18 protein-coding genes and 1 tRNA gene are annotated in these 19,024 nt (G+C 60.7%); 12 read left to right on the top strand and 7 right to left on the bottom strand.

The window, feature by feature from the left end; genetic code table 11:
- The 5 genes from FYJ44_RS13525 to FYJ44_RS13545 form a co-directional block, all read left to right on the top strand.
- On the top strand, positions 1-638 hold a 638-nt coding region (locus FYJ44_RS13525; RefSeq protein WP_154513031.1), incomplete at its 5' end, for a tyrosine-type recombinase/integrase.
- Positions 631-1,371: a hypothetical protein gene (locus FYJ44_RS13530; protein ID WP_154513033.1), complete on the top strand. Its 741-nt coding sequence runs from the start codon at positions 631-633 to the stop codon at positions 1,369-1,371. The genes FYJ44_RS13525 and FYJ44_RS13530, both read left to right, overlap by 8 nt.
- 102 nt (positions 1,372-1,473) lie before the next feature.
- Complete coding sequence (locus FYJ44_RS13535; RefSeq protein ID WP_154513035.1) at positions 1,474-1,674, top strand: helix-turn-helix transcriptional regulator; 201 nt, start codon at positions 1,474-1,476, stop codon at positions 1,672-1,674.
- A gap of 218 nt (positions 1,675-1,892) precedes the next feature.
- Positions 1,893-2,492: a protein rep gene (locus tag FYJ44_RS13540; protein ID WP_229772723.1), complete on the top strand. Its 600-nt coding sequence runs from the start codon at positions 1,893-1,895 to the stop codon at positions 2,490-2,492.
- A 173-nt stretch (positions 2,493-2,665) separates the two neighbouring features.
- The gene (locus FYJ44_RS13545; protein WP_154513039.1) at positions 2,666-3,124 is read left to right on the top strand and encodes a DUF5681 domain-containing protein; all 459 of its coding nucleotides are present in this window, start codon (positions 2,666-2,668) and stop codon (positions 3,122-3,124) included.
- Between the two features lie 345 nt (positions 3,125-3,469).
- On the opposite strand, the gene FYJ44_RS13550 is transcribed toward FYJ44_RS13545, so the two are convergent.
- From FYJ44_RS13550 to FYJ44_RS13560, 3 genes are all read right to left on the bottom strand, one after another.
- On the bottom strand, positions 3,470-4,441 hold the full coding sequence (locus FYJ44_RS13550) for a hypothetical protein (RefSeq protein ID WP_154513041.1): 972 nt from the start codon (positions 4,439-4,441) through the stop codon (positions 3,470-3,472).
- Positions 4,442-4,488: 47 nt separating this feature from the next.
- Entirely contained in the window at positions 4,489-4,779 is a 291-nt protein-coding gene (locus FYJ44_RS13555; RefSeq protein WP_154513043.1) for a PDDEXK family nuclease, read from the bottom strand.
- A tRNA-Arg gene (locus tag FYJ44_RS13560) sits at positions 4,752-4,828 on the bottom strand. Before FYJ44_RS13560 ends, FYJ44_RS13555 begins: the two co-directional genes overlap by 28 nt.
- 153 nt (positions 4,829-4,981) lie before the next feature.
- Here FYJ44_RS13560 and FYJ44_RS13565 point away from each other — a divergent pair.
- Both FYJ44_RS13565 and FYJ44_RS13570 read left to right on the top strand, forming a co-directional pair.
- Positions 4,982-5,578, top strand: coding sequence for a UbiX family flavin prenyltransferase (locus FYJ44_RS13565; protein WP_154513045.1), 597 nt, complete (start codon positions 4,982-4,984; stop codon positions 5,576-5,578).
- Entirely contained in the window at positions 5,575-6,261 is a 687-nt protein-coding gene (locus FYJ44_RS13570; RefSeq protein WP_154513047.1) for a metal-dependent hydrolase, read from the top strand. The genes FYJ44_RS13565 and FYJ44_RS13570 overlap by 4 nt, the downstream gene beginning before the upstream one ends.
- A gap of 197 nt (positions 6,262-6,458) precedes the next feature.
- Here the strand turns inward: FYJ44_RS13570 and FYJ44_RS13575 are convergent, their stop codons facing one another.
- From FYJ44_RS13575 to FYJ44_RS13585, 3 genes are all read right to left on the bottom strand, one after another.
- Positions 6,459-7,166 (bottom strand): OmpA/MotB family protein, encoded by a 708-nt coding sequence (locus FYJ44_RS13575; protein WP_154513049.1) that lies wholly within the window; start codon positions 7,164-7,166, stop codon positions 6,459-6,461.
- A gap of 243 nt (positions 7,167-7,409) precedes the next feature.
- Complete coding sequence (gene motA / locus FYJ44_RS13580; protein WP_154513051.1) at positions 7,410-8,258, bottom strand: flagellar motor stator protein MotA; 849 nt, start codon at positions 8,256-8,258, stop codon at positions 7,410-7,412.
- Positions 8,259-8,484: 226 nt separating this feature from the next.
- The gene (locus tag FYJ44_RS13585; RefSeq protein ID WP_154513053.1) at positions 8,485-10,527 is read right to left on the bottom strand and encodes an AsmA family protein; all 2,043 of its coding nucleotides are present in this window, start codon (positions 10,525-10,527) and stop codon (positions 8,485-8,487) included.
- A 116-nt stretch (positions 10,528-10,643) separates the two neighbouring features.
- Between FYJ44_RS13585 and FYJ44_RS13590 the strand changes: the two genes are divergently transcribed.
- Positions 10,644-12,233 (top strand): cobyric acid synthase, encoded by a 1,590-nt coding sequence (locus tag FYJ44_RS13590; RefSeq protein WP_195841034.1) that lies wholly within the window; start codon positions 10,644-10,646, stop codon positions 12,231-12,233.
- Positions 12,234-12,323: 90 nt separating this feature from the next.
- Here FYJ44_RS13590 and FYJ44_RS13595 read toward each other — a convergent pair whose 3' ends face one another.
- Positions 12,324-13,262, bottom strand: coding sequence for a DMT family transporter (locus tag FYJ44_RS13595; protein WP_154513055.1), 939 nt, complete (start codon positions 13,260-13,262; stop codon positions 12,324-12,326).
- 152 nt (positions 13,263-13,414) lie between these two features.
- Here FYJ44_RS13595 and FYJ44_RS13600 point away from each other — a divergent pair, with 152 nt between their 5' ends.
- The 4 genes from FYJ44_RS13600 to FYJ44_RS13615 all read left to right on the top strand — a co-directional run bounded on the left by FYJ44_RS13600 (position 13,415) and on the right by FYJ44_RS13615 (position 19,010).
- Positions 13,415-16,222, top strand: coding sequence for a response regulator (locus FYJ44_RS13600; RefSeq protein WP_154513057.1), 2,808 nt, complete (start codon positions 13,415-13,417; stop codon positions 16,220-16,222).
- Positions 16,200-17,027, top strand: coding sequence for a glycosyltransferase family 8 protein (locus FYJ44_RS13605; RefSeq protein ID WP_154513059.1), 828 nt, complete (start codon positions 16,200-16,202; stop codon positions 17,025-17,027). The genes FYJ44_RS13600 and FYJ44_RS13605 overlap by 23 nt, the downstream gene beginning before the upstream one ends.
- A gap of 205 nt (positions 17,028-17,232) precedes the next feature.
- Positions 17,233-17,724: a chemotaxis protein CheW gene (locus FYJ44_RS13610; protein WP_154513061.1), complete on the top strand. Its 492-nt coding sequence runs from the start codon at positions 17,233-17,235 to the stop codon at positions 17,722-17,724.
- A gap of 140 nt (positions 17,725-17,864) precedes the next feature.
- Positions 17,865-19,010: a DegT/DnrJ/EryC1/StrS family aminotransferase gene (locus FYJ44_RS13615; protein ID WP_154513097.1), complete on the top strand. Its 1,146-nt coding sequence runs from the start codon at positions 17,865-17,867 to the stop codon at positions 19,008-19,010.
- The last annotated feature ends 14 nt before the right edge of the window (positions 19,011-19,024 follow it).

Here is a 19,024-nt window from a genome sequence, read left to right on the forward strand (position 1 = left end):
TCGACCGCGTGCAGTCAATTTGGCATTCTTATGGCTGTTCACCCTGTCCTCGGCTCGGTTTACTGTTGTCTGTCAACTCCAGCTTTACCGGCTTGAGGCAGGGTGAACAACCTATTGGAACATTACACCTAGGCACTGCATTTCTTAAATTAGCCTTGTTGACGGGCATACGTCGCGGCGCACTGCTGGCACTGCGCTGGACTGATATTGACTTTGAAAGAGGCATCATTCTGCTACGGGCGGAATCTGCCAAAAACAAACGATCTTCCTATATTCCGTTGAATCATACGGCTAGGGAAGTCCTTGCCTATATTCCCCGAACTGGGGAGTATGTCTTTCCCGGAAAGACAGGAAAACCCCGTGAAAATTTTCGGCGCACAGCATACCGTGTACGCGAGCGGGCCGGTCTGCCCCGCGACTTTCGCCCTGTTCACAGCCTGAGACATGTCTTTGCTTCGCTTCTGGTCAATAAAGGCGTTGACCTCTATACAGTAAAGGAACTCCTAACACATTCCAATATTTCAATGACAGAGAGATATTCACACTTAAAAAATACTGTTTTGAAGAAGGCTACGGAAAATGTAGATACTATTTTAGATGAAATACAAAATATAAATACAGATAGTAAAAATGATTGATGCAGCGGAACTCTATGAATCAGAACCAAATGAGCGCCGCAAGCTGGAGCGTGAACACAGGGATGTGTCTACCTCGCATGAATACTATGCACTTGTGAGCTTGCACAATCTTTGCTCATGCCGGATACGGCGCATCAAATGCGGGCGCGTACAATATTTGAATTTTTTCAACGGAGAGGAGCGGCGGGGCCTGTACTTCAAAGCTGACGAGCAAGGATGCATCCCCACACCGGCCATGCTGGAAGCGGAGTTCTCCAGAGTGTCCGGCATTGTGCCGCATATCCCTGAAACGCTCATGGAGCTTTATCGCAAGGCACTACAAACGTCGGGCAGGTCTGGCAGAGCGCGGCAAGATGATGCGGAAACCTTGACCCAGTGCATGGCCGTGATGGCTTTGGTAGTGCTTGCTGAAACAGAGCGCAAATATAAACTTGGCATTTTTCCCGTAGCCTCATACGCGGAAGCACGGGAGGCCTTCTACAAGCTCAAGGGATACCACGTCTCCCCGGCAATCGGCAGCAAGGATACCTTTCACGCTATTTGGAAGCGTGTGCGTAACGATAAAGGGCTGATTTTGGCAAGGGCAATCATGGCGGGATTCCACAAAGAGGGCCTGTTTACCCAGGCTTCTTTCCGGCAAAAATTTACGGGCAAGCTCCCCCCAAACATGGACGCCGCCGCATGGTGGTTTAATGATTTGCTACGGCACCGCGCATGGTTTGGCCGATGGTAGATTGAAAGATTTTTTCCCCAGTAGGCAGAGCCTCCTGCGAAATTCTAGGCTGTTCCCGGATGTTCCCGGAACGGCCTTTTTTATTTCAAAGGAGAATGAACTATGCCGAACTTTGATCTTGAGCTTGTTGACGAGAAAGCCGCCGCCCGTATTCTGGGCTTTTCGATAAAATCGCTTCAAAATCGCCGCTGGAAGCGCCAGCCGCCCTCTTTTTTGAAGTTGGGACGCAAGATTGCCTATCGTCTAAGCGATTTGCAGGCCTATCTTGACGCTTGCACAATAGAACCGATGCACAAGGGATAGCGGCGATGGTCTCCCTGTCGTTACATGGCGGGGGGGCGGCATGGGATACGGCGGAGGGGAGCCGCCTACCTTATCTAAATAAGTGCTTAGATTTTCGCCCCCCTTCCCGGCAGCAGGCACTTGCCTTGCGGGATGAACTTGCAGCCTTTTATGCGAGGGCAGGGAATCTCTATCGTCAGCATCGGCTTTTGGAATGCGGACGACCTGTCCCCGGTGGGATGGACACATGGACTTACCAATGTGGCTTAGGGGAATGCCCCCTGTGCTACCGGCGGCGGGCCTATCGAAAGGCAGCGGAGGCGGCCCGGATGGACGCTGTTCTCAAGGAAAGCGGTTTCAACTCGCAATTGCTGACCATCACGATGCCGGATACCGAAGCGGATGGCATGGCGGCGCGTTATGCGGAATTGGCGGCGGATTGCGCCAGACTTTACAGATCAAAGACCTATCTTCGGCGCATTGCCGGGGCGGCGCGCTGCATCGAAACAAGCACAGCGGATACAGGGTTATTTCATGTCCATGTCCATTTGCTGCTTCTGTTCCGCTGCGGTGTCCTTCCGGCAGAGATCGTGCCGCTTGTGAGGCGCTGCTTTCCGTCCGGGGTGGTCTATGCATCCGGGCTGTGGCGCTTCGTCTGTACCGCCCGTTTCGCTGCCTATGCCCTGAAACTGCCGGAAGGCGTCACGGCGGAGGAATGGTTGACCATTCGCCAGATGATGCAGGGAAAAATGCCGCTGACGTTTTCCGGTGTGCTGCGGAGGGCACGCCGGGAGGGGGGCAAGCGCCGTCCACCAAAAAGGAAATGCCATGAGCAATAGACATACGGAAAAACGGGCCAGAATTGCCCCTAAACGGCGCGCAACGGTCTGCCATGACAGGGGCCTTACAGCGCGGGAAAAAGCTATGCTGGACTATCTTGAAAACTGGCTTGCGGAGCGCACGGCCACGGAAGCAGGCCAAAAAGTCAGGGCCGCCGCCAAAAGGAAAAAGCATGACAAAAACGATGCCTGAAAACAGCAGGAAAAAACAGGCCGGGGGGCGCTTTCAGCCGGGGCAAAGCGGCAATCCGGCGGGCAGGCCGAAAGGCTCCCCCAACACGCTGACACGGATCATGCAAGTCAAGCTGGCCGGGCGGGCGGATGAAATCCTTGACCGCGCAATCAGCCTTGCCGCCGCCGGGAACATCCATGCGCTGAAACTGCTGGTGCCGCGCCTGCTGCCGGAAATACGGGAACAGCCTTTGCCCCTGCTGGAATTGCCGCCTGTCAGCAGTGTGGAAGATTTGCCCGCCTTCGCGGATGCGGTGCTGGACGCCGTGCGGGAAGGTATCATCGCTCCGGCAACGGCGGGCCAGCTCATGGACGCGGCAAAACTCAAAACAGCGGCGGCAAGTCAGGCCAAGATCGCTAGGGAGTGCCACGGTCTGGATTTGGCAGATATTCCCCTGTAGAGGCGCAAAAAAAGGCCCATCGGCGTTTTGCTGGTGGGCCTTTGGCATTATGGCTAGAGGAAACTGGACTTTTAAGCAAATCTGGACAGATGACAAAGGGAAAGCCGTTTTTGAGTGATCCCCCAAAAAGTTTTACCGCTGAAAACCGGAGCTTCCAGCGGTAAGAGGGCATATAGCGGGCGGCCAAGCCTTGCCATACGATGGCGGAAAGCGTTCCGTCATCCTGTTTCCTGAAATTATTCCTACCTGTTTGCTATGTCAACGTCTGGAATCACACCCATAGCGATGGATGCAGTTTTCAGGACTGTTGTGCTATGCCTCAAAATCCGGTAGGGCCGCTTGATATCAGCGTGTTATTATGGCAAGTGCTGTGTACTTGGCAATGAAGTCTTCAATAGAGAGGGAAGATTCTGGTATAGGGAAAGGCTGGCTAGGGTCAAGTGTATAGTACACGGGAGGATTCTTAAACTGTTCGTATTGACGTGCAAAATAAGGAGTTCCTTCCGTGAATATAACATAGATACCTTTTTTATCTTGTACTTCAACACCGATAGAAAAGAGTACAGTATCTGTTTTTGAGAAATCATTGCCGTTATCACCTTCATTACCAAGATAAGAAGCATAGCTTTCCCAACGATAAAACATATATTGCATAATATTTATATCTGTAAGTTTCCCTTCATTGTTTACTTTTCCAACAAAGATAGCTGGAAGAAGAGGGTTTGAATCTTTAGAAGTTACTGATATGTCAGCACTTATGTAGATATTATTTTTATCTGCTGTGTAATAATAATATCGAGAGTCTCTTCTGTCGAAGATAAATTTCTTTCCCGATTGAAATTTTTTACAGTGAATCTTCGTATTATTTGGGCAAGTAAAAGTGCTTTGAACTTTGATTGTCTTAAATCCCTCCCGAAGTATTCTTGCCTTTTCTTCAGCAGCCTTTTTCTGGTCGGCTATCAACTGGGGTAACTTCCTTTGAAGTTCCTTTACGCTAGTCGCATGTCGAGAGCTAGGAAACTCGCTGAGGTAGTTGGAAAGTAACGGCATGGCTTGGTCATAGTGACCAGCTTCTATATGTGCTTGTATCTCCTGAAAGCGTTTTTCTGGAGCCTCAAGAGTATCTTTGATTAACTTCTGCGCCTTGGCAAGTTCTTCCTCTGTAGTGGCGAGACGCTTACCTAGCATGACGATTTGCTCATCTTTCTGCGTAATTTCTGCTCTGAGCCTTTCAAGCTCTTGTTTCGCTTGTGGGCCTTCACACCCAATAAGGCATAGACTCATAGCAAGAATAAAATATATAAAATAGTTACGCATTTTTATTTTTTCCTCCTTCTGTATATAGAATTGCTCTGCTGGAAAAATTATATGAAATTTGTGAGGGTATCAATTAAATATGGAAAATTGCGCCCAGTCCACGGGGCGGCTTCCAAATCTTCCAGCGTGATGATGCTGACAGGGATGGTCTGGCCGTCCAGCGCATCGGCGGCGTGCTTCGTCAGGGGAGCGGCGGCAATCCGTGCGAGGAAATTTCCGCCAAAAACGGATTTTGCAGGTCTGTGCGGGGAATCGTGTGGGGAAAAGAAAAGGGACTTGCAGTTGTATTTTCGCAAGTCCCTGAAATATTTGGCGCGCCCGGCGCGATTCGAACGCACGGCCTTTGGCTCCGGAGGCCAACGCTCTATCCAACTGAGCTACGGGCGCGCAAGATGTGTTTTGATATGCTTTGTCCTGGTCCCTGTCAAGGCGTGCCCTCGCTCCTTATGGTCCGGCCGCCGGACGCGGCGCATTTGCCAGCCCGGCGCTTTTATGGGAAAAATAGAAAGACGGATGAAGAACGGCAAGGAGAAGACAAGCATGCGCGACATTCTGGTGGGCGTCAGCGGGGCCAGCGGCATGCCCCTGGCTTTGTGCGTGTTGCGCGGACTGGCCGCCATGCCGGATGTGCGGACCCATTGCGTCATTTCGCATGGCGCGCGCGCCGTGCTGCGCGCTGAATGCGGGGCCGGGCCGGAGCTGCTGGCCGCGCACGCCGATCATCTGTATGAGCCTGACAATCTGGCCGCCGGACCGGCCAGCGGTTCCTGGTGGTACGGCGCTGAGCCCGCGGCCATGCTGATCGTGCCCTGCTCCATGGGCACGCTGGGTGCGCTGGCTTCCGGAGCTACCGGCAATCTGCTTCAGCGCGCGGGTGACGTGGCCCTCAAGGAAGGCCTGCGCCTGGTGCTGGTGACGCGTGAAAGCCCGCTCTCCGCCGTGCATCTGCGCAACATGCTGAGCCTGCGCGAAGCCGGGGCCGTGATCATGCCCTTTTCCCCCGGTTTTTATCTGCGCCCGCAGAGTCTTGAGGAAATGCTCCTCCAGACCAGCGGACGAATTTTCGACCAACTGGGCCTGGCGCACAATCTGGGGCGCTGGGCTGAAAAATACACTGAAAACGAGGCAAAGCCATGAGCGAGATTACCTGGTACGGCCATTCGGCCTTCAAGATCAGCGCCCCGCAGGCGCATGTGCTTATTGATCCCTTTTTTACGCCCGCTTCCGGGGTGACCGTGGAAAGCCTGGGGCCAGTGGACATGCTGCTGGTCACCCACGACCATGGCGACCATGTGGGTGAAGCCGTGAATATCTGCCGCAAGACCGGCGCCATGTTGGGGGCCATTGTGGGCACGGCGGGGAAACTGGCGGAGGACGGCGTGCCTGAAGCGCAGATTCTTAACGGCATCGGCTTCAACATGGGCGGCACCATGGAGCACAAGGGCATCAAGGCCACCATGACCCAGGCTTTCCATTCCAGCGATTCCGGCGCCCCGGCGGGCTACATCATTGAAATGCCCGACGGCCTTGTGGTTTACCACGCGGGCGACACCTGTATTTTCAGCGGCATGGAACTCTGGGGGCAACTCTACCATATCGACGTGGCTCTGCTGCCCATCGGCGGAGTGTTCACCATGGACGCCCGCCAGGCGGCCCTGGCCTGCAAACTGTTGGGCTGCAAATCGGTCATTCCCATGCACTGGGGCACCTTCCCGGTGCTGGCCCAGAGCGCCGAATACTTCCAGGAACAGGTGGCCAGGCTCTGCCCCGACTGCGACTGCATAGCCATGCGCCCCGGCCAGAGCCTGTCGTTTGTGTAGCCGGAGAACCTGTTTTGAAGACGTCACCCGGCGCGGGGGGCAGGCCCCTTCGGCCGTCCTGTTTGAAGACATCCTGCACGGTTGGGCAGAGAGAAGGTAAGAGCGGCCTTTTTTGAAAAAAAGCCGCTCTTACCTGTCAAAAATACAAACGTACCGGCATATGCCGGTACGTTGTTTTGCTTAATTTGTGCGCTGCCTTAATATACCAGGCTGTAGGACATGACCTCGGGCCGGTGGAAAAAGAATTCCACCCGTCGGTTGACGGCCCGGCTTTCCTCGTCAATGCCGGGTTTGAGCGGGCGCGTGTCACCGTAGGCCACGCCGCGCAGGCGGGTGGGCTTGACGCCGTGGTCGGCCAGATAGTGCAGCACAGCCGCCGCGCGCGCGCCCGAGAGTTCCCAGGCCGAGGCGAAGGGCGGCCGGGCCTCGTTGCCGTCGGCATGGCCGCGCACCACCAGATAGAGATTGTAGTCCTTCAGAACCTGCAAGACGCTGTTTAGCACTTTTTCGCCTTCAGGCAGAAAGTCCACGGCCCCGGGTTTGAACAGCACGTCGGAATTGACGCGCAGCTGCACGCCCACGTCGTCGGCGCTGATGCCCGAGGAACTCTGCGGCACGGCGTCGGCCATGAGCATCTGTTTGATCTTCTGCGCAATGGCGTAGTGGGATTTTTCCACTTCGTTGATTTTGAGATCCCGGGTGTCGATCTTGTCGGTGTTCTGGATAAAGGGGTTGTTGGACACCGGCGAGGTGGAGCTGGAATCAAAGTTGCGCTCGCCGCTGAAATAGGCGGCCAGCCCGGCTCTGGTTTCCGGCGGCACCATGTTGAGCACCCAGAGCAGGAGAAAGAAGGCCATCATGGCCGTCACAAAGTCGGCGTAGGCGACTTTCCAGGCGCTGCCCATACTGGTTTCCTTTGGTAAAATGCAAAAGTCGGGACGCGACCGGCTGTGGATCCGTCTCCCGCCGGAGCGGGGGGATGGCCGGGCGCGCGGACCGGGAGCATATTAACGTTAAGAATGCGCATTCTTAACATTTAAAGACGCGCACTTCGGCGTTTCACGGCGCAGATGCATTGCTGCGCTTACGCCTTCGCGGCCAACTGCTGTTCTCCGCAGCTGCCAGGGCAAGTTCATTTTGAAACTGTCCTAACCGTTCTTGAGCTTTTCTTCCATCTCCGGGAAATTGGGCCGGAAGGGATAGGGAATGGCCCGACGGCCGTATTCCACGGCGATCAGGGGCGTGGAGCCGCGAATGGCGGCGGCCACGGCTTCCTTGATGGAATGGTAATAAAAATGTTCCTCGGACACAAAGTTTTCCAGCTTGGCGCCCATGGGGCCGAACAGGCCGTAGCAGCAGAGAATGCCGAAAAACGTGCCCACCAGGGCCGCGCCGATGTAGTGCCCCAGCACTTCCGGGGGCTCGTTGATCTTGCCCATGGCCAGCACCACGCCCAGCACGCAGGCCACGATGCCCATGCCCGGCATGGATTCGGCCATGTGGCTCACGGCATGGGCGGGCAGAATGCCTTCCTCGCGCATGGTGGCGATATCCACGTCCATCAGACTGTCGATGTCCGCCGGGTCGCCGGTGGTCAGGTAGACGCGCAAAGTGTCGCCGATGAAGTTGACCAGTCTGGTGTCCTTGGACACGTTGGGATACTTGCTGAAAATGGGGCTGGCTTCGGGCTTTTCCACATCGCTTTCAATGCTGATGACGCCTTCGCGGTGCATCTTGGAAAAAAGCGCGTAGAGCAGGGCCAAGGTTTCCAGATAGCGCGATTTGCTCGAACCGGGATCCGCGAAAAGGTGCTTCAGGCTTTTGACGATCAGACTGAAGGTGTATTTGGTCTGGGAACCGAAAAAAGCGCCCAGGCCGCAACCCAGAATGATGATGAACTCCGCAGGCTGGAAAAGTACGCCCCATTCGCCGTGGGCCAGGGTGTAGCCGGTAAACACCGAGGCCGCAACGATGGCAAGACCGATCAATAAATACATACTTTGCCGCCTGTACGCTCAATCCGTGACTATCGCTCCACCGCGCCGGCATCCATCACCGGCGGGAGGTGCCTGTTCCCCGCTGGGGCGTCGGCCGTTTCCAGAGCAGACTCGCGTTGAAAATGCGGAACTGCTCTAGCGTTCTCAACGGCCGCCTGAAAAAAATCTTTAGCCTTTGACTGGGAAAACGCAAGCCCAAGCTTGCGTTTTTGGCGTCCCTGCCTTTTTATTTGCCGAAAAGGCCGCGCACCAGTCCGCCCGCGCCGCCCAGGCCCTTCTTCACCGCGCCGCCCACGCCCTGCGCACCTTCCTGGGTCGCGCCTCCGGCGGCCTTGCCGCCGTCCAGCAGCGCGCCGGGCAGTTTTCTGGCCATATCCAGAGCGAATTTGGGGTCAACGCCGTAGGAAATATCGCTGAAAGGCCCCTTGGCCACCACGGGAATGGTCATGCCCAGCGTTTTGATGTCCGCCGCGGCGTCCAGATACTCGCGCGGCAGGCTGGCCTGGGCCCGGCCTGTGGCGTTGAATCCGGCGGAACTGATGACTATGGGCTGGGCCGTCACGTCGCCGTTGCGGGCTGTGAAGGGCACGCGCACAAGGTCAAAACGGTCGGGCACAGCGCCCTTTTTGCCGGTCAGGCCCGGCACGTTCTTGGGCAGGGCCGACATGGCGGCCAGATGCATATTGCGCACTTCCAGCAGACCCCGGCCGTTGAGTCCGGCCAGCATGGCTTTGGCGTCGGCGCCATGTACGTTCAGATCCGCGTCCAGAGCGGCAACGCCGTCCACCGGGCGTCCTTTGCCCAGAGCGTCCAGAAGGCCGCCCACATTGACGCCCGAAGCCGTGGCCTTGAGGCTGTAGGCCTTGGCCGGAAGATCCGCCGCGGCCGAGCCCTTGATGCTTCCGCCGCTGCCCAGGGAGCCGCTGAGCGACGTGACAGCGTAACGGCCTTTTTCGCCTTTGAGAATGAAGGCGATGTTCGTGACGCTGAGTTTACCCTGGCGCACGCCGGACAGGGCCGCGCGCAGGTTCACGGAGGGCAGGCTTTGCGCGGCCTTCGCGGCCGGAGCCTTGTCCGCCCCGGCCTTGCCGTCAGCCCTGGCCGGGGCGGATGCGGCGGCCTTGCCGCTTTCCGGCAGGGGCAGGTAGGCGTCCAGATTGATCATTCCGGCCTGAATGCCGCCGGACACGGCCAAAGGCGCGTCCAGGGCCAGGCTCAGGTCGCCGCGCACCGGAATGTCGTCCAGTTGCATGACGATCTGGCGCAGATGCAGCTTGTCGCCCGCGTATTCCAGAGCGCTCTTGAAACTGAGAATGTCGTTGTCCACGGGCTTGAGCTTCTGCCCGGCCAGGGCCGCCAGCTTGCGGGGCGAACCTTCCAGGCTCACATTGCCCTTGAAAGCCGGGGGCGTCAGCGTGGCTTCGCCGCCGAGCGTCAGGCGGGCCTGCGGCGTGGTCAGGCGGGCTGAGGCCAGGCGCAGGCTGCGGGTCTGGAGGTTGAGCGCGCCTTCGCAGATCAGCTGGGCGGGTCCGGCTTCCTTGGGCAGGAGGCCGTGCAGCGGGGTGAAGGTCAGGGAAATCTGGCGGAAGGTCAGATGCGGCGCGTAATAGCGCAACTTGGCGTCCAGCGCCAGATTGCCGGCCAGAACGGCTTTTTGAGCATTTTCCTTGAAATCGAAGGCGAAGTCGCACTGTACGCCGGCTTCCTCGCGGCGGCGCAGGTTTTCCACGGAAAGATTGAGATTTTCGATATGCAGCGTCGTGCCCTGCGCGTCCACGTAGCGCACTTCGCCCTGGCGCACCACCAGGCGCATCAGCTCCACGGGCAATTCGTCGGAGGGCGCGGTAGCGGCCGGGGCCTGGTTTTGCGCAGTCTGCTCATGCGCCTGGTTCTGCTGAGCCGGAGCGGCGGCCACGGCCTTGCCTTCGCGCATTTCCAGTACGGGATTGTCCAGACGCACCTCGCGCACCACCAGATTGCCGGAGAACAGCGGGGTCAGCTCCAGTTCCACCACGCCGCCCTTGACGGACACGGCAAGGCCTTGGCCGTCCTTGATTTCGCCCCAGTCGGCCTGCCCGAACTTCACGCCGGGCGGCAGCAGCGAGAGGCTCGGCGCGCTGGTGAAGATCAGGGGCTTGCCGGTGGCTTTGGCTGTGGCGTCGGCAATCTGTTTAACCACAAATTGCGTGTCAATGCGGCCGAGCAGTACGGCTCCGGCCACGCCCAGCACAATCACGATGCCCAGAATCCAAAGCAGAACACGTTTCATGCGGCCTCCGCGAGAATGGTACACTCTTTTCTCATGACTTTATCTATATACGGTATGCGGCCAAGGCCTGCAAGCCGCCTTGCTGCCGCCCGCGCTTGTAGGGTAAGGAGAAGTCCATGCGATCCCGTCTCCATCCGCCAGCCCTGATGTTCCAGGGCACCTGTTCCAATGCGGGCAAAAGCCTGCTCACCGCCGCCGTCTGCCGTCTGCTGGCCCGCCGGGGGCTCAGCGTCGCGCCCTTCAAGGCCCAGAACATGGCCCTCAATTCCTTTGTGACCGAACAGGGGGAGGAGATGGGCCGGGCCCAGGTTCTGCAGGCCGCTGCCTGCGGCCTGCCCGCCGACGTGCGTATGAATCCGGTGCTGCTCAAGCCCACCTCCCACACGGGTTCCCAGGTCATCATGCTGGGACGGCCCGTGGGCCGGATGCGGGTGGGCGAATACCTGCGCTACAAGGCCGAAGCCTGGAAGGCCGTGCGCCGCGCCTACGACGAACTGTCGACGGGCATGGACGTCATGGTGCTGGAAGGCGCGGGCAGCCCGGCGGAGATCAATCTCAGGGCGCACGACATCGTGAACATGCGTATGGCCCGCCATGCCGGGGCACATGTGTTGTTGGTGGCGGACATTGACCGGGGCGGGGCCTTCGCGGCTCTGGTGGGCACCATGAGCCTGCTGGGCCGGGCCGACCGGGCGCGCGTGGCCGGATATGTGCTGAACAAATTCCGGGGCGACGCCTCCCTGCTGGACCCGGCCCTGGCGGCGGTGAGCCGCCGCACGCGCAGGCCGTTTCTGGGCGTGGTGCCCATGCTGGAGGATCTGCGCCTGCCCGAAGAGGATTCCGTGAGCTTCAAGCTGGGGATCACGCCGGGCCTGAGCGCGCCGCACGCGGCGGATGGGGATGCGGCCCGTGCGGAGGACTGTCTGGACATTGTGCTGGTGGATCTGCCCCATATCAGCAATTTCACCGATCTGGACGCCCTGCGCGTTGAAGCGGGCGTGCGTCTGCGCGTGGCGCGGCGCGGCGACGAACTGGGCGCGCCGGACCTGGTGATTCTGCCGGGCAGCAAGAACAGCATCGCGGATATGCGCTTTTTGCGGCAATCGGGCCTGGCCGGGGCTCTGCGCGGCTATGCGCAGCGCGCCCTGAAGGAAGGCCGGGGCGTGCTGGCGGGCATTTGCGGCGGCCTGCAAATGCTGGGGCAAGACATTGCCGACCCGCTGAACCTGGAGGAAGGCGGCAGCGAGCCGGGCCTGGGCCTGCTGCCCCTGACCACGGAACTGGGCTGCGTGAAGTGCCTGCGCCGGACCTCGGGCCGGGCTCTGGCCGCGCTGGCGGGAGAGGAACTGGCAGTGACGGGATATGAAATCCACCACGGCCGCAGCGGACCTTCCGCCGCGGAAGTGGAGACGAAAGCGGCGGCCCTGACGCCGCTTTTGACCGACCATACGGGGCAGGCGCTCGGCTGGGGCCTGGCCGGGGCCGACGGCGCGGCGCGTGTCTGGGGCACCTATTTGCACGGCGTTTTCGACGCGGACGCTTTCCGCCATGCGCTGCTCAACCGCCTGCGCCGGGAGAGGGGCCTTGCGCCGCTTGCGGGAGCCGCTTACGGCCTGGGGCCGGAGCTGGACCGCCTGGCCGACGCCGTGGAGGCCGGTCTGGATATGACGGCTGTGTATCGCCTGTTGGGGCTCAACATCCAGTAGAGCGACATGAAAATATCCTGTTTTCCATGGCTACGCTGCCTGTGTGCCACGGAAAAATGCGGTTTTCCCGCGCTTGGATTCTGGCGCGGATTACCTTTCTTTCCCCCGCCCTGCTGGATTCCCTCGCCACTGGCTGAGCAGCACCCCCGCAATGACCAGGGCCGAGGCCAGATACTGCGAGGGCAGAAAGACTTCGTGCAACAGGCTCACCCCGAACAGCAGCGTGAACACCGGAATCAGGTTGGTGTAGGCGGCGGCCTGCCCGGCGCAGAGCCGGTTGACCCCGAAATTATACAATCCGTAGCCGCCGAAGGTCACGCAGCCGCCGAGGTAGAGCACGCTGGCCCACGGCGCCCAGTCGGGCAGTTCCAGGCCCAGGGAAATGGGGCGGCTCGTCTCCGGCAGAAAGAGCAGCAGCAGGCAGAAGAAAAGCATGCCCAGGCCGGATTGCGCGGCCGTGATCTGCATGGGATTGTAGAGCGGGGAAAGCCGCCGGGCGATGACCGTGTAAAAGGCGGCGCAGAGCATGGCCAGGGCTTCCAGCGTATTGCCCAGCAGGGGGTTTGCCGCATTGTCCGCCGGAGCGGCGGCCAGTGAAAGCCAGACCACCCCGCCCACGGCCATGGCGAAGCCCAGCCAGACCCGGCCGCTGATCCGCTCGCCCAGCGCCACCCAGGCCACGCCGGCAACAATCAGAGGCAACAGGGAGACCACCATGCCCGCTTGCGAGGCGGTGGTCAGGCGCAGGGCGTGGGTTTCAAACAGAAAATAGCAGCAGGGTTCGCAGAAGCCCATCAGCAGCAGGGCCCCCAAGTGCCCCTGGCGGCGCAGATCGCGGAACAGGCGCGGCCAGAGAGGCAGAAAAACCAGGCTGGCCACCAGCATACGCCCGGCCATGGCCTGAAGGGGCGTGAGCCCCGAAAGCGCGATGCGCAGAGCCACGTAAGAGGTGCTCCAGACGCACATGGCCGTGAGCAGGGCCAGGTGGGGAATACAGCGGGAAAAGGGGCGGGAAACGGAAGCGGGCATGGCGTCACCGTGCCCGGCGCGGGCCGGGGTGCCATCGCCGCTTCCGGCGATGGGTTGGAAGATGCTTTTTCCGCCAACCTATGGTACTAGGCCAAAGACATCAAGAAGACCGTCGAGAGAGAACGCGCCATTGCGGTGGGTGGGAGAAATGCATGACGATCCGGGCCATTATCAAAACGTCCAATCTGGTGCAGCTGGGCCTGGTGCTCCTGCTGGGCGTCTGCTTTTTCGGCCTTGGACGCGAGCTGCGGGAAGTCAACGGCCTGCTGCGTAACTTCTACCGCATAGACGCCCTGTTCAGCGAGTTGCAGGCCAATGCCGACGACAAATACCGTCTGGCTCTGGATTATGTCAGCGCGCCCAGCGCCAGGGGGCTGAAGGACTGGCAGAATCTTATCCTGGCGGAGCGCGGCATCGTCGCGCGGCCGCCCACGTCGTTTCTGGCGGGGGATGAGCGCTCTCTGCAGCGGATCGCGGACAGCCTCGACCTGCACACGGAAGGAAGGGAACTGCTTCAGTTCTGCCTGGACCAGAACGAATTGCTGAGCCGGCTGACCGAAGTGGCCGTCATGCGGGCGCGCGGCCTGTATCCCGACGAGCAGGGCGGATTTACCGTTGAGGGCGATCCCCAGCCCCGGCAGGCCCTGAAATGGATCTCCGACTCCAAGCTGGCGCTCATTCCCGGCAAAATTCTCAATGCCGGGCGGCAGCTGCGCGCCCATCGCTATCAGGATTTTCTGGCGCACATGTCCGTGCAGAGGCACGACGTATGGTGGACGCTCGGCTTTGCCGTGGGCGGTCTGATCCTGCTGGCGCTCAATGTGGCGGCCATCATGTTCACGCTGCACAAACGGGTGGTCAGGCCGCTGGCCCTGGTGGGGCGTTATGCCGAAGAGGTGGCCGCCGGGGACGATCCCCCGCCCCTGCGTCTGAAATACGGCGACGAACTGGCGGGCATGTTCGACTCCCTGCAAAAGATGAAGAGCGTCCTGCTGTCGCGCATTCAGGAGCTCAAAGCGGCCGAGTCCGCGGCGCACGCCAGCCGGCAGCAGGCCATCCGGGCCAGAAGCCAGGCGCTGGCCTCCCTGCAGATCGCCCGGAAAGCCTCCACCGTGCAGGAAGATTTTCTGCGCCGGATCAGCCATGAGATACGCACGCCCATGAACGCCATCATCGGCATGAGCTACCTGTGCCTGCAGACCAGGCTGAGCCCCAACCAGAGCAAGTATCTCTCCCAGATCAACAAGGCCGGCAGCACGCTGCTGGACATGTTCAACCGGATTCTGGACTTCGCCAGCGTGGACGAGGGCAGCCTGCGCCCCGAGCGCACGCTCTTTCCTCTGGGGCGCTTTCTGGAATTGCTGCGCCGGAGCGTGGCCGCCGAAGCCTCGGAGAAAAAGCTTTCCCTGACCCTGAACGCGGCTCCGGGCCTGCCCGCGTATCTGCTCGGCGACGAGCGGCATCTGGAGGAAGTGCTGCGCATTCTGCTGGACAACGCCGTGCAGTATACTTCCGAGGGCGGCGTGGAGCTGTCCGTGGCTCCTGTAAGGGAAACCCAGGGCAAGGTGCGTCTGCGTTTCTGCGTGGCCGACAGCGGCCCCGGCATCAGCAGCGAGAATCAGGCCAAACTGTTCGAACCCTTTGTGCCCGGCGACATGTCCATGACCCGTTCCGGCAGCGGTCTGGGCCTGGGTCTGGCGCTGGCCCGTCATCTGGTCGGCCTGATGGGCGGCGTGATTGAGGTGGACAGCGCGCCGGGCCGGGGCAGCCGCCTGAGTTTTGAGCTGGACTTCGACCTGCCGCCGGAAGAGGAAACCCGCGCGCCGACGATTGCGACCGGGGACAGCGAGGACGCGAACGCGGACGACGGGCATGGCGGAGAGCGCGCCTTAGTGCTGGTGGTGGACGACAACGAGATCAACCGCCAGATCGCCAGGGAACTGCTGGAGCAGGCCGGTCTGGCCGTAGCCGTGGCCGAAGACGGGAGCCGGGCCGTGGAATGCGTGCGGCGTCAACCCGTGGCTCTGGTGCTCATGGATGTGCAGATGCCGGTCATGGACGGCATGGAGGCCACCCGCCGGATCCGGGAGATGGGACATTCGCCGTCCGAACTGCCCATCCTGGCTATGACGGCCCATACGGACAGCGGTTCGCGTATGGACGGCAGAGACGTGGGCATGAACGACTATCTGACCAAACCCGTGAATCCGGCGGCGCTGTATGCGGCGCTGGAGGAATGGCTGCCCGGTGGGCTGGCGCATAATCCCATGCGTGAAGCGGAGCGGCCGGAAGAAAACGCGGACGGCGCGACGCCGCCCGCCGTTCCTCCCTCCCCTCCGCTCCATCCGGCCATCAATGCCAAGGCCGGTCTGGCCACGGTGGGCGGCAATGAAAAACTGTACAATGAGCTGCTGGTCCGTTTTGTGGAGCACTACGGCCAGAGCGCCGCGCAGTTGCGGGATCTGCTGGAGCACGGGGACTATCGCGGCGCGGCGCGTCTGGCGCACACGGTCAAGGGCGTGGCCGCCAATCTGGGCGTGGAGCAGATTACGGAACTGACCCGTCAGATGGAAGATTGCCTGCCCGACGTGCCGCCCGCCGAGAATCTGCTGCAAGGTTTTGAGACGGCCATGGCCGAGGCCCTGGAGCAGATCCGCCTTTTGCAGAAGCACAACGGCCTGGCCGCCACGGCTGGCGACATGCGTCTGGCCGACGAGCACCGGCATGCGCTGCTGGACCTGCTCGGGGAACTGCCGCAACGCATGGAAACGGACTGGGGCGGCGTGGAAAGCGCGCTGGAGGCCTTCATACCCCTGGTGGAAGGCACGCCCTATGCCGAGGAACTGAGCAGGGTGCTGGCGGCGGTCAATGATTTCAATCCGGCGGACATGGCCGGACATGCCGAGCTGCTGCGCCGTCATCTGAGCGGAGACGCGGATGAAGACCGTCTTCTGCATTGACGACAATCCGCGCTACATGCTGCTGCTCAAGGTGGCCGTGCGTTCGTTGCGGGCCCTGCACGGGGCCGGTGTCCCCTGTCTCTGCGTGTATGCCGGGGACAAGACCGAGGTGCTGGAGGGACTGGCGCGTGAAAATGTGCCGCTGGCCCGCTACCGGCCCCGTCTCAGCCGTGAGTTGCTGCCGCCCGAAACCTATGCCAGCATCGGTTGCTTTCTGAAGCTGGAGCTGGCCCTGGTGCCGGAACTGGCCGGGGACGAGGCCGTGCTCTACTGCGATTCGGACGTGCTTTTTTACCGCCCTCTGGATGAGCTTTTCAGCGGGCCGTTGCCTCCGTATATGGGTATGGCGCGTGAACATACGGCCCCTTTCTACCACGATCACGAGACGCTTTCCTATACGTTTCGGGAGCGGCGCTATACCGTGCCCATGCCTTTTCCCATCTGGACATTTTCCAGCGGCGTGGTGTTGTTCAATCTGGCGCGGCTGCGGCGGCGCGGCCTGATCGACCATTTTCTGGCTTTTTCCCTCCAGAATGTGGGGAGTATCGGCAATCTGGACCAGTCTTTGCTGAACTATTTTTTCGGCAGGCGCATCACCCGCCTGGAGGGCCGCTGGAACCGGCCCCCGTATCAGGCCGACTGCCTGGACACGGCGCATATCGTGCATTTTCACGGCCCCAAGCCCTGGGACGTCAAGAGCGCTTGGGCCAGGGAATTGCGCATCAACCATTTCGAGGCCCTGCGCCGGGTCTGGCTGGACTATCTGGAGCCGGACGAGCGGGCCCTGGCGGAAAGTTGGGGCTGAGCGGAGGCAAGAGCCCCCTTTTACCCGGCTGGAGCTGTCTGTTCCGGTTTCGCATGCCGTTGCGGGAAGTTTGCAAAAATTATGCGTCCCCCGCGCTGGGCGTCGGTGCTCGCGTGAGAAAGGCGCGCTCTCAAGTCTTTTGCATTGCGGCCGATAGAGAAAGGATACACGCGGCGTGCCCGGGCCGCATTGAGGAGGTTTTGCCATGAGTCAGACTACGGACGAGATGAAAGGCCAGGGACATGACGAGCACGACGGCGATCTGATCCAGTTGGTCACCTTCCGCATCGGCGAGGAAGAATTCGGCGTGGACATCCTGGCCGTTCAGGAAATCATCCGCCTGATGCAGATCACCATGGTGCCGCGCGCTCCCGCCTTCATTGAAGGGGTCATCAACCTGCGCGGCAAGGTGATTCCGGTCATCAACATGCGGACCCGCTTCGGCATGCCCGCCCTTGAGCACGACAGCAACACCCGCATCGTGGTTATGGAACTGGAGCAGAAAATCGTGGGTTTTCTGGTGGACGGCGTTTCCGAGGTGCTGCGCATTCCGGCCGGCACCGTGGAGGATCCGCCGCCGGTGGTGGCCGGCATCGGTTCCGAATACATCCGCGGCATCGGCAAGTTGGACGACCGTCTGCTGATCCTGCTGGAGCTGGACAATCTGCTTTGTGATATCGATTTGAGCGGCTCGTAGTTTGAGGCCGGGACGCGGCGCGCAATACTCCCCCGATGCCGCCCCGGAGCTTGCTCCGGACGGCGATAGAGGGTATTGCAAAAGTTCTCCGGGGCATGCCGCTTCCGGAGAACTTTTGCAATCTGCGGGGGGTGGCCGACATGGCCTTGCGTCTTTCGCGTTCCATCGTGGGTGAAGCCGAAGCCCGTGCCGTCAGTCGGGTGATCCTGGAAGACGGCTATCTGGGCATGGGCAATGAAACCCGTTTGTTCGAAGAAGAACTGGCTGCCTATCTCGGCGTGACGCCGCAACAGATCATTACCGTCAATACGGGCACGGCGGCCCTGCATCTGGCTGTGGACGCCGTGGCCGCCCAATGCCGCGTCACGGACGGCCCGGCCGAAGTGCTGGTGCCGTCGCTGACCTTTGTGGCTTCCTTTCAGGCTGTTACGGCGGCGGGCTGTGTGCCCGTGGCCTGCGACGTGCTGCCCGAAACCGGCACCCTGGACCTCATGGATGCGGAAAAACGCCTCACCCCCCGCACCATCGCGGTCATGCCCGTGGACTACGCCAGCAACCCCTGGCATCTGGACGAGGTCTATGACTTCGCCCGGCGCAAAGGTCTGCGCGTGGTGGAGGACGCGGCCCACGCCTTCGGCTGCCGCCATCACGGGCGCAAAATCGGCAGCTTCGGGGATATGGTCTGTTTCAGTTTTGACGGCATCAAAAACATCACTTCCGGCGAGGGCGGCTGCCTGGTAGCCTTTGACCCCGAGGCCGCGCGTCTGGCCTCGGACGCGCGCCTGCTCTCCGTGGAGAATGACGCCCAGAAGCGTTTCGCCGGCGCGCGCTCCTGGGACCCGGACGTCAAACGGCAGGGCTGGCGCTATCATATGAGCAACCTCATGGCCGCCATCGGCAGAGTGCAGCTTTCCCGGCTGGAGAGCGAATTCATTCCGGCCCGGCGCGCTCTGGCCGCCGTCTACGCCGAACGTCTGGCCGATCTGCCGGGCGCGGCCCTGCTGCGCACCGATCCGGAGGACTTCATTGTGCCGCACATCCTGCCCGTGCGCATCCTCAACGGACGCAAGGAGGCGGTCAAGGAAGCCCTGAGCCGGGAGGGCGTTCCCACGGGCGTGCATTACAAGCCCAACCATCTGCTGAGCTTTTTCGGCGGCGGCGCCGTGAGCCTGCCGGTCACCGAGCGGCTCTATGCCGAACTGGTGACCCTGCCCCTGCACCCCGGCCTGAGCCGGGAGGACGCGGAAAACGTCTGCGCGGTTCTGGCCCGCGCCGTGTCGGCATAAGGGGCTTCCGTGCA

The organism is Desulfovibrio porci (assembly GCF_009696265.1).
In the GTDB taxonomy this organism is placed as follows: domain Bacteria; phylum Desulfobacterota; class Desulfovibrionia; order Desulfovibrionales; family Desulfovibrionaceae; genus Desulfovibrio; species Desulfovibrio porci.

Excerpts from the sequence above, each read along its gene's own strand:
- FYJ44_RS13530 (WP_154513033.1), top strand. The coding sequence starts at position 631 with ATGATTGATGCAGCGGAACTCTATGAATCAGAACCAAATGAGCGCCGC.
- FYJ44_RS13535 (WP_154513035.1), top strand. The coding sequence starts at position 1,474 with ATGCCGAACTTTGATCTTGAGCTTGTTGACGAGAAAGCCGCCGCCCGT.
- FYJ44_RS13540 (WP_229772723.1), top strand. The coding sequence starts at position 1,893 with ATGGACACATGGACTTACCAATGTGGCTTAGGGGAATGCCCCCTGTGC.
- FYJ44_RS13545 (WP_154513039.1), top strand. The coding sequence starts at position 2,666 with ATGACAAAAACGATGCCTGAAAACAGCAGGAAAAAACAGGCCGGGGGG.
- FYJ44_RS13550 (WP_154513041.1), bottom strand. The coding sequence starts at position 4,441 with ATGCGTAACTATTTTATATATTTTATTCTTGCTATGAGTCTATGCCTT.
- FYJ44_RS13565 (WP_154513045.1), top strand. The coding sequence starts at position 4,982 with ATGCGCGACATTCTGGTGGGCGTCAGCGGGGCCAGCGGCATGCCCCTG.
- FYJ44_RS13570 (WP_154513047.1), top strand. The coding sequence starts at position 5,575 with ATGAGCGAGATTACCTGGTACGGCCATTCGGCCTTCAAGATCAGCGCC.
- FYJ44_RS13575 (WP_154513049.1), bottom strand. The coding sequence starts at position 7,166 with ATGGGCAGCGCCTGGAAAGTCGCCTACGCCGACTTTGTGACGGCCATG.
- motA (WP_154513051.1), bottom strand. The coding sequence starts at position 8,258 with ATGTATTTATTGATCGGTCTTGCCATCGTTGCGGCCTCGGTGTTTACC.
- FYJ44_RS13585 (WP_154513053.1), bottom strand. The coding sequence starts at position 10,527 with ATGAAACGTGTTCTGCTTTGGATTCTGGGCATCGTGATTGTGCTGGGC.
- FYJ44_RS13590 (WP_195841034.1), top strand. The coding sequence starts at position 10,644 with ATGCGATCCCGTCTCCATCCGCCAGCCCTGATGTTCCAGGGCACCTGT.
- FYJ44_RS13595 (WP_154513055.1), bottom strand. The coding sequence starts at position 13,262 with ATGCCCGCTTCCGTTTCCCGCCCCTTTTCCCGCTGTATTCCCCACCTG.
- FYJ44_RS13600 (WP_154513057.1), top strand. The coding sequence starts at position 13,415 with ATGACGATCCGGGCCATTATCAAAACGTCCAATCTGGTGCAGCTGGGC.
- FYJ44_RS13605 (WP_154513059.1), top strand. The coding sequence starts at position 16,200 with ATGAAGACCGTCTTCTGCATTGACGACAATCCGCGCTACATGCTGCTG.
- FYJ44_RS13610 (WP_154513061.1), top strand. The coding sequence starts at position 17,233 with ATGAGTCAGACTACGGACGAGATGAAAGGCCAGGGACATGACGAGCAC.
- FYJ44_RS13615 (WP_154513097.1), top strand. The coding sequence starts at position 17,865 with ATGGCCTTGCGTCTTTCGCGTTCCATCGTGGGTGAAGCCGAAGCCCGT.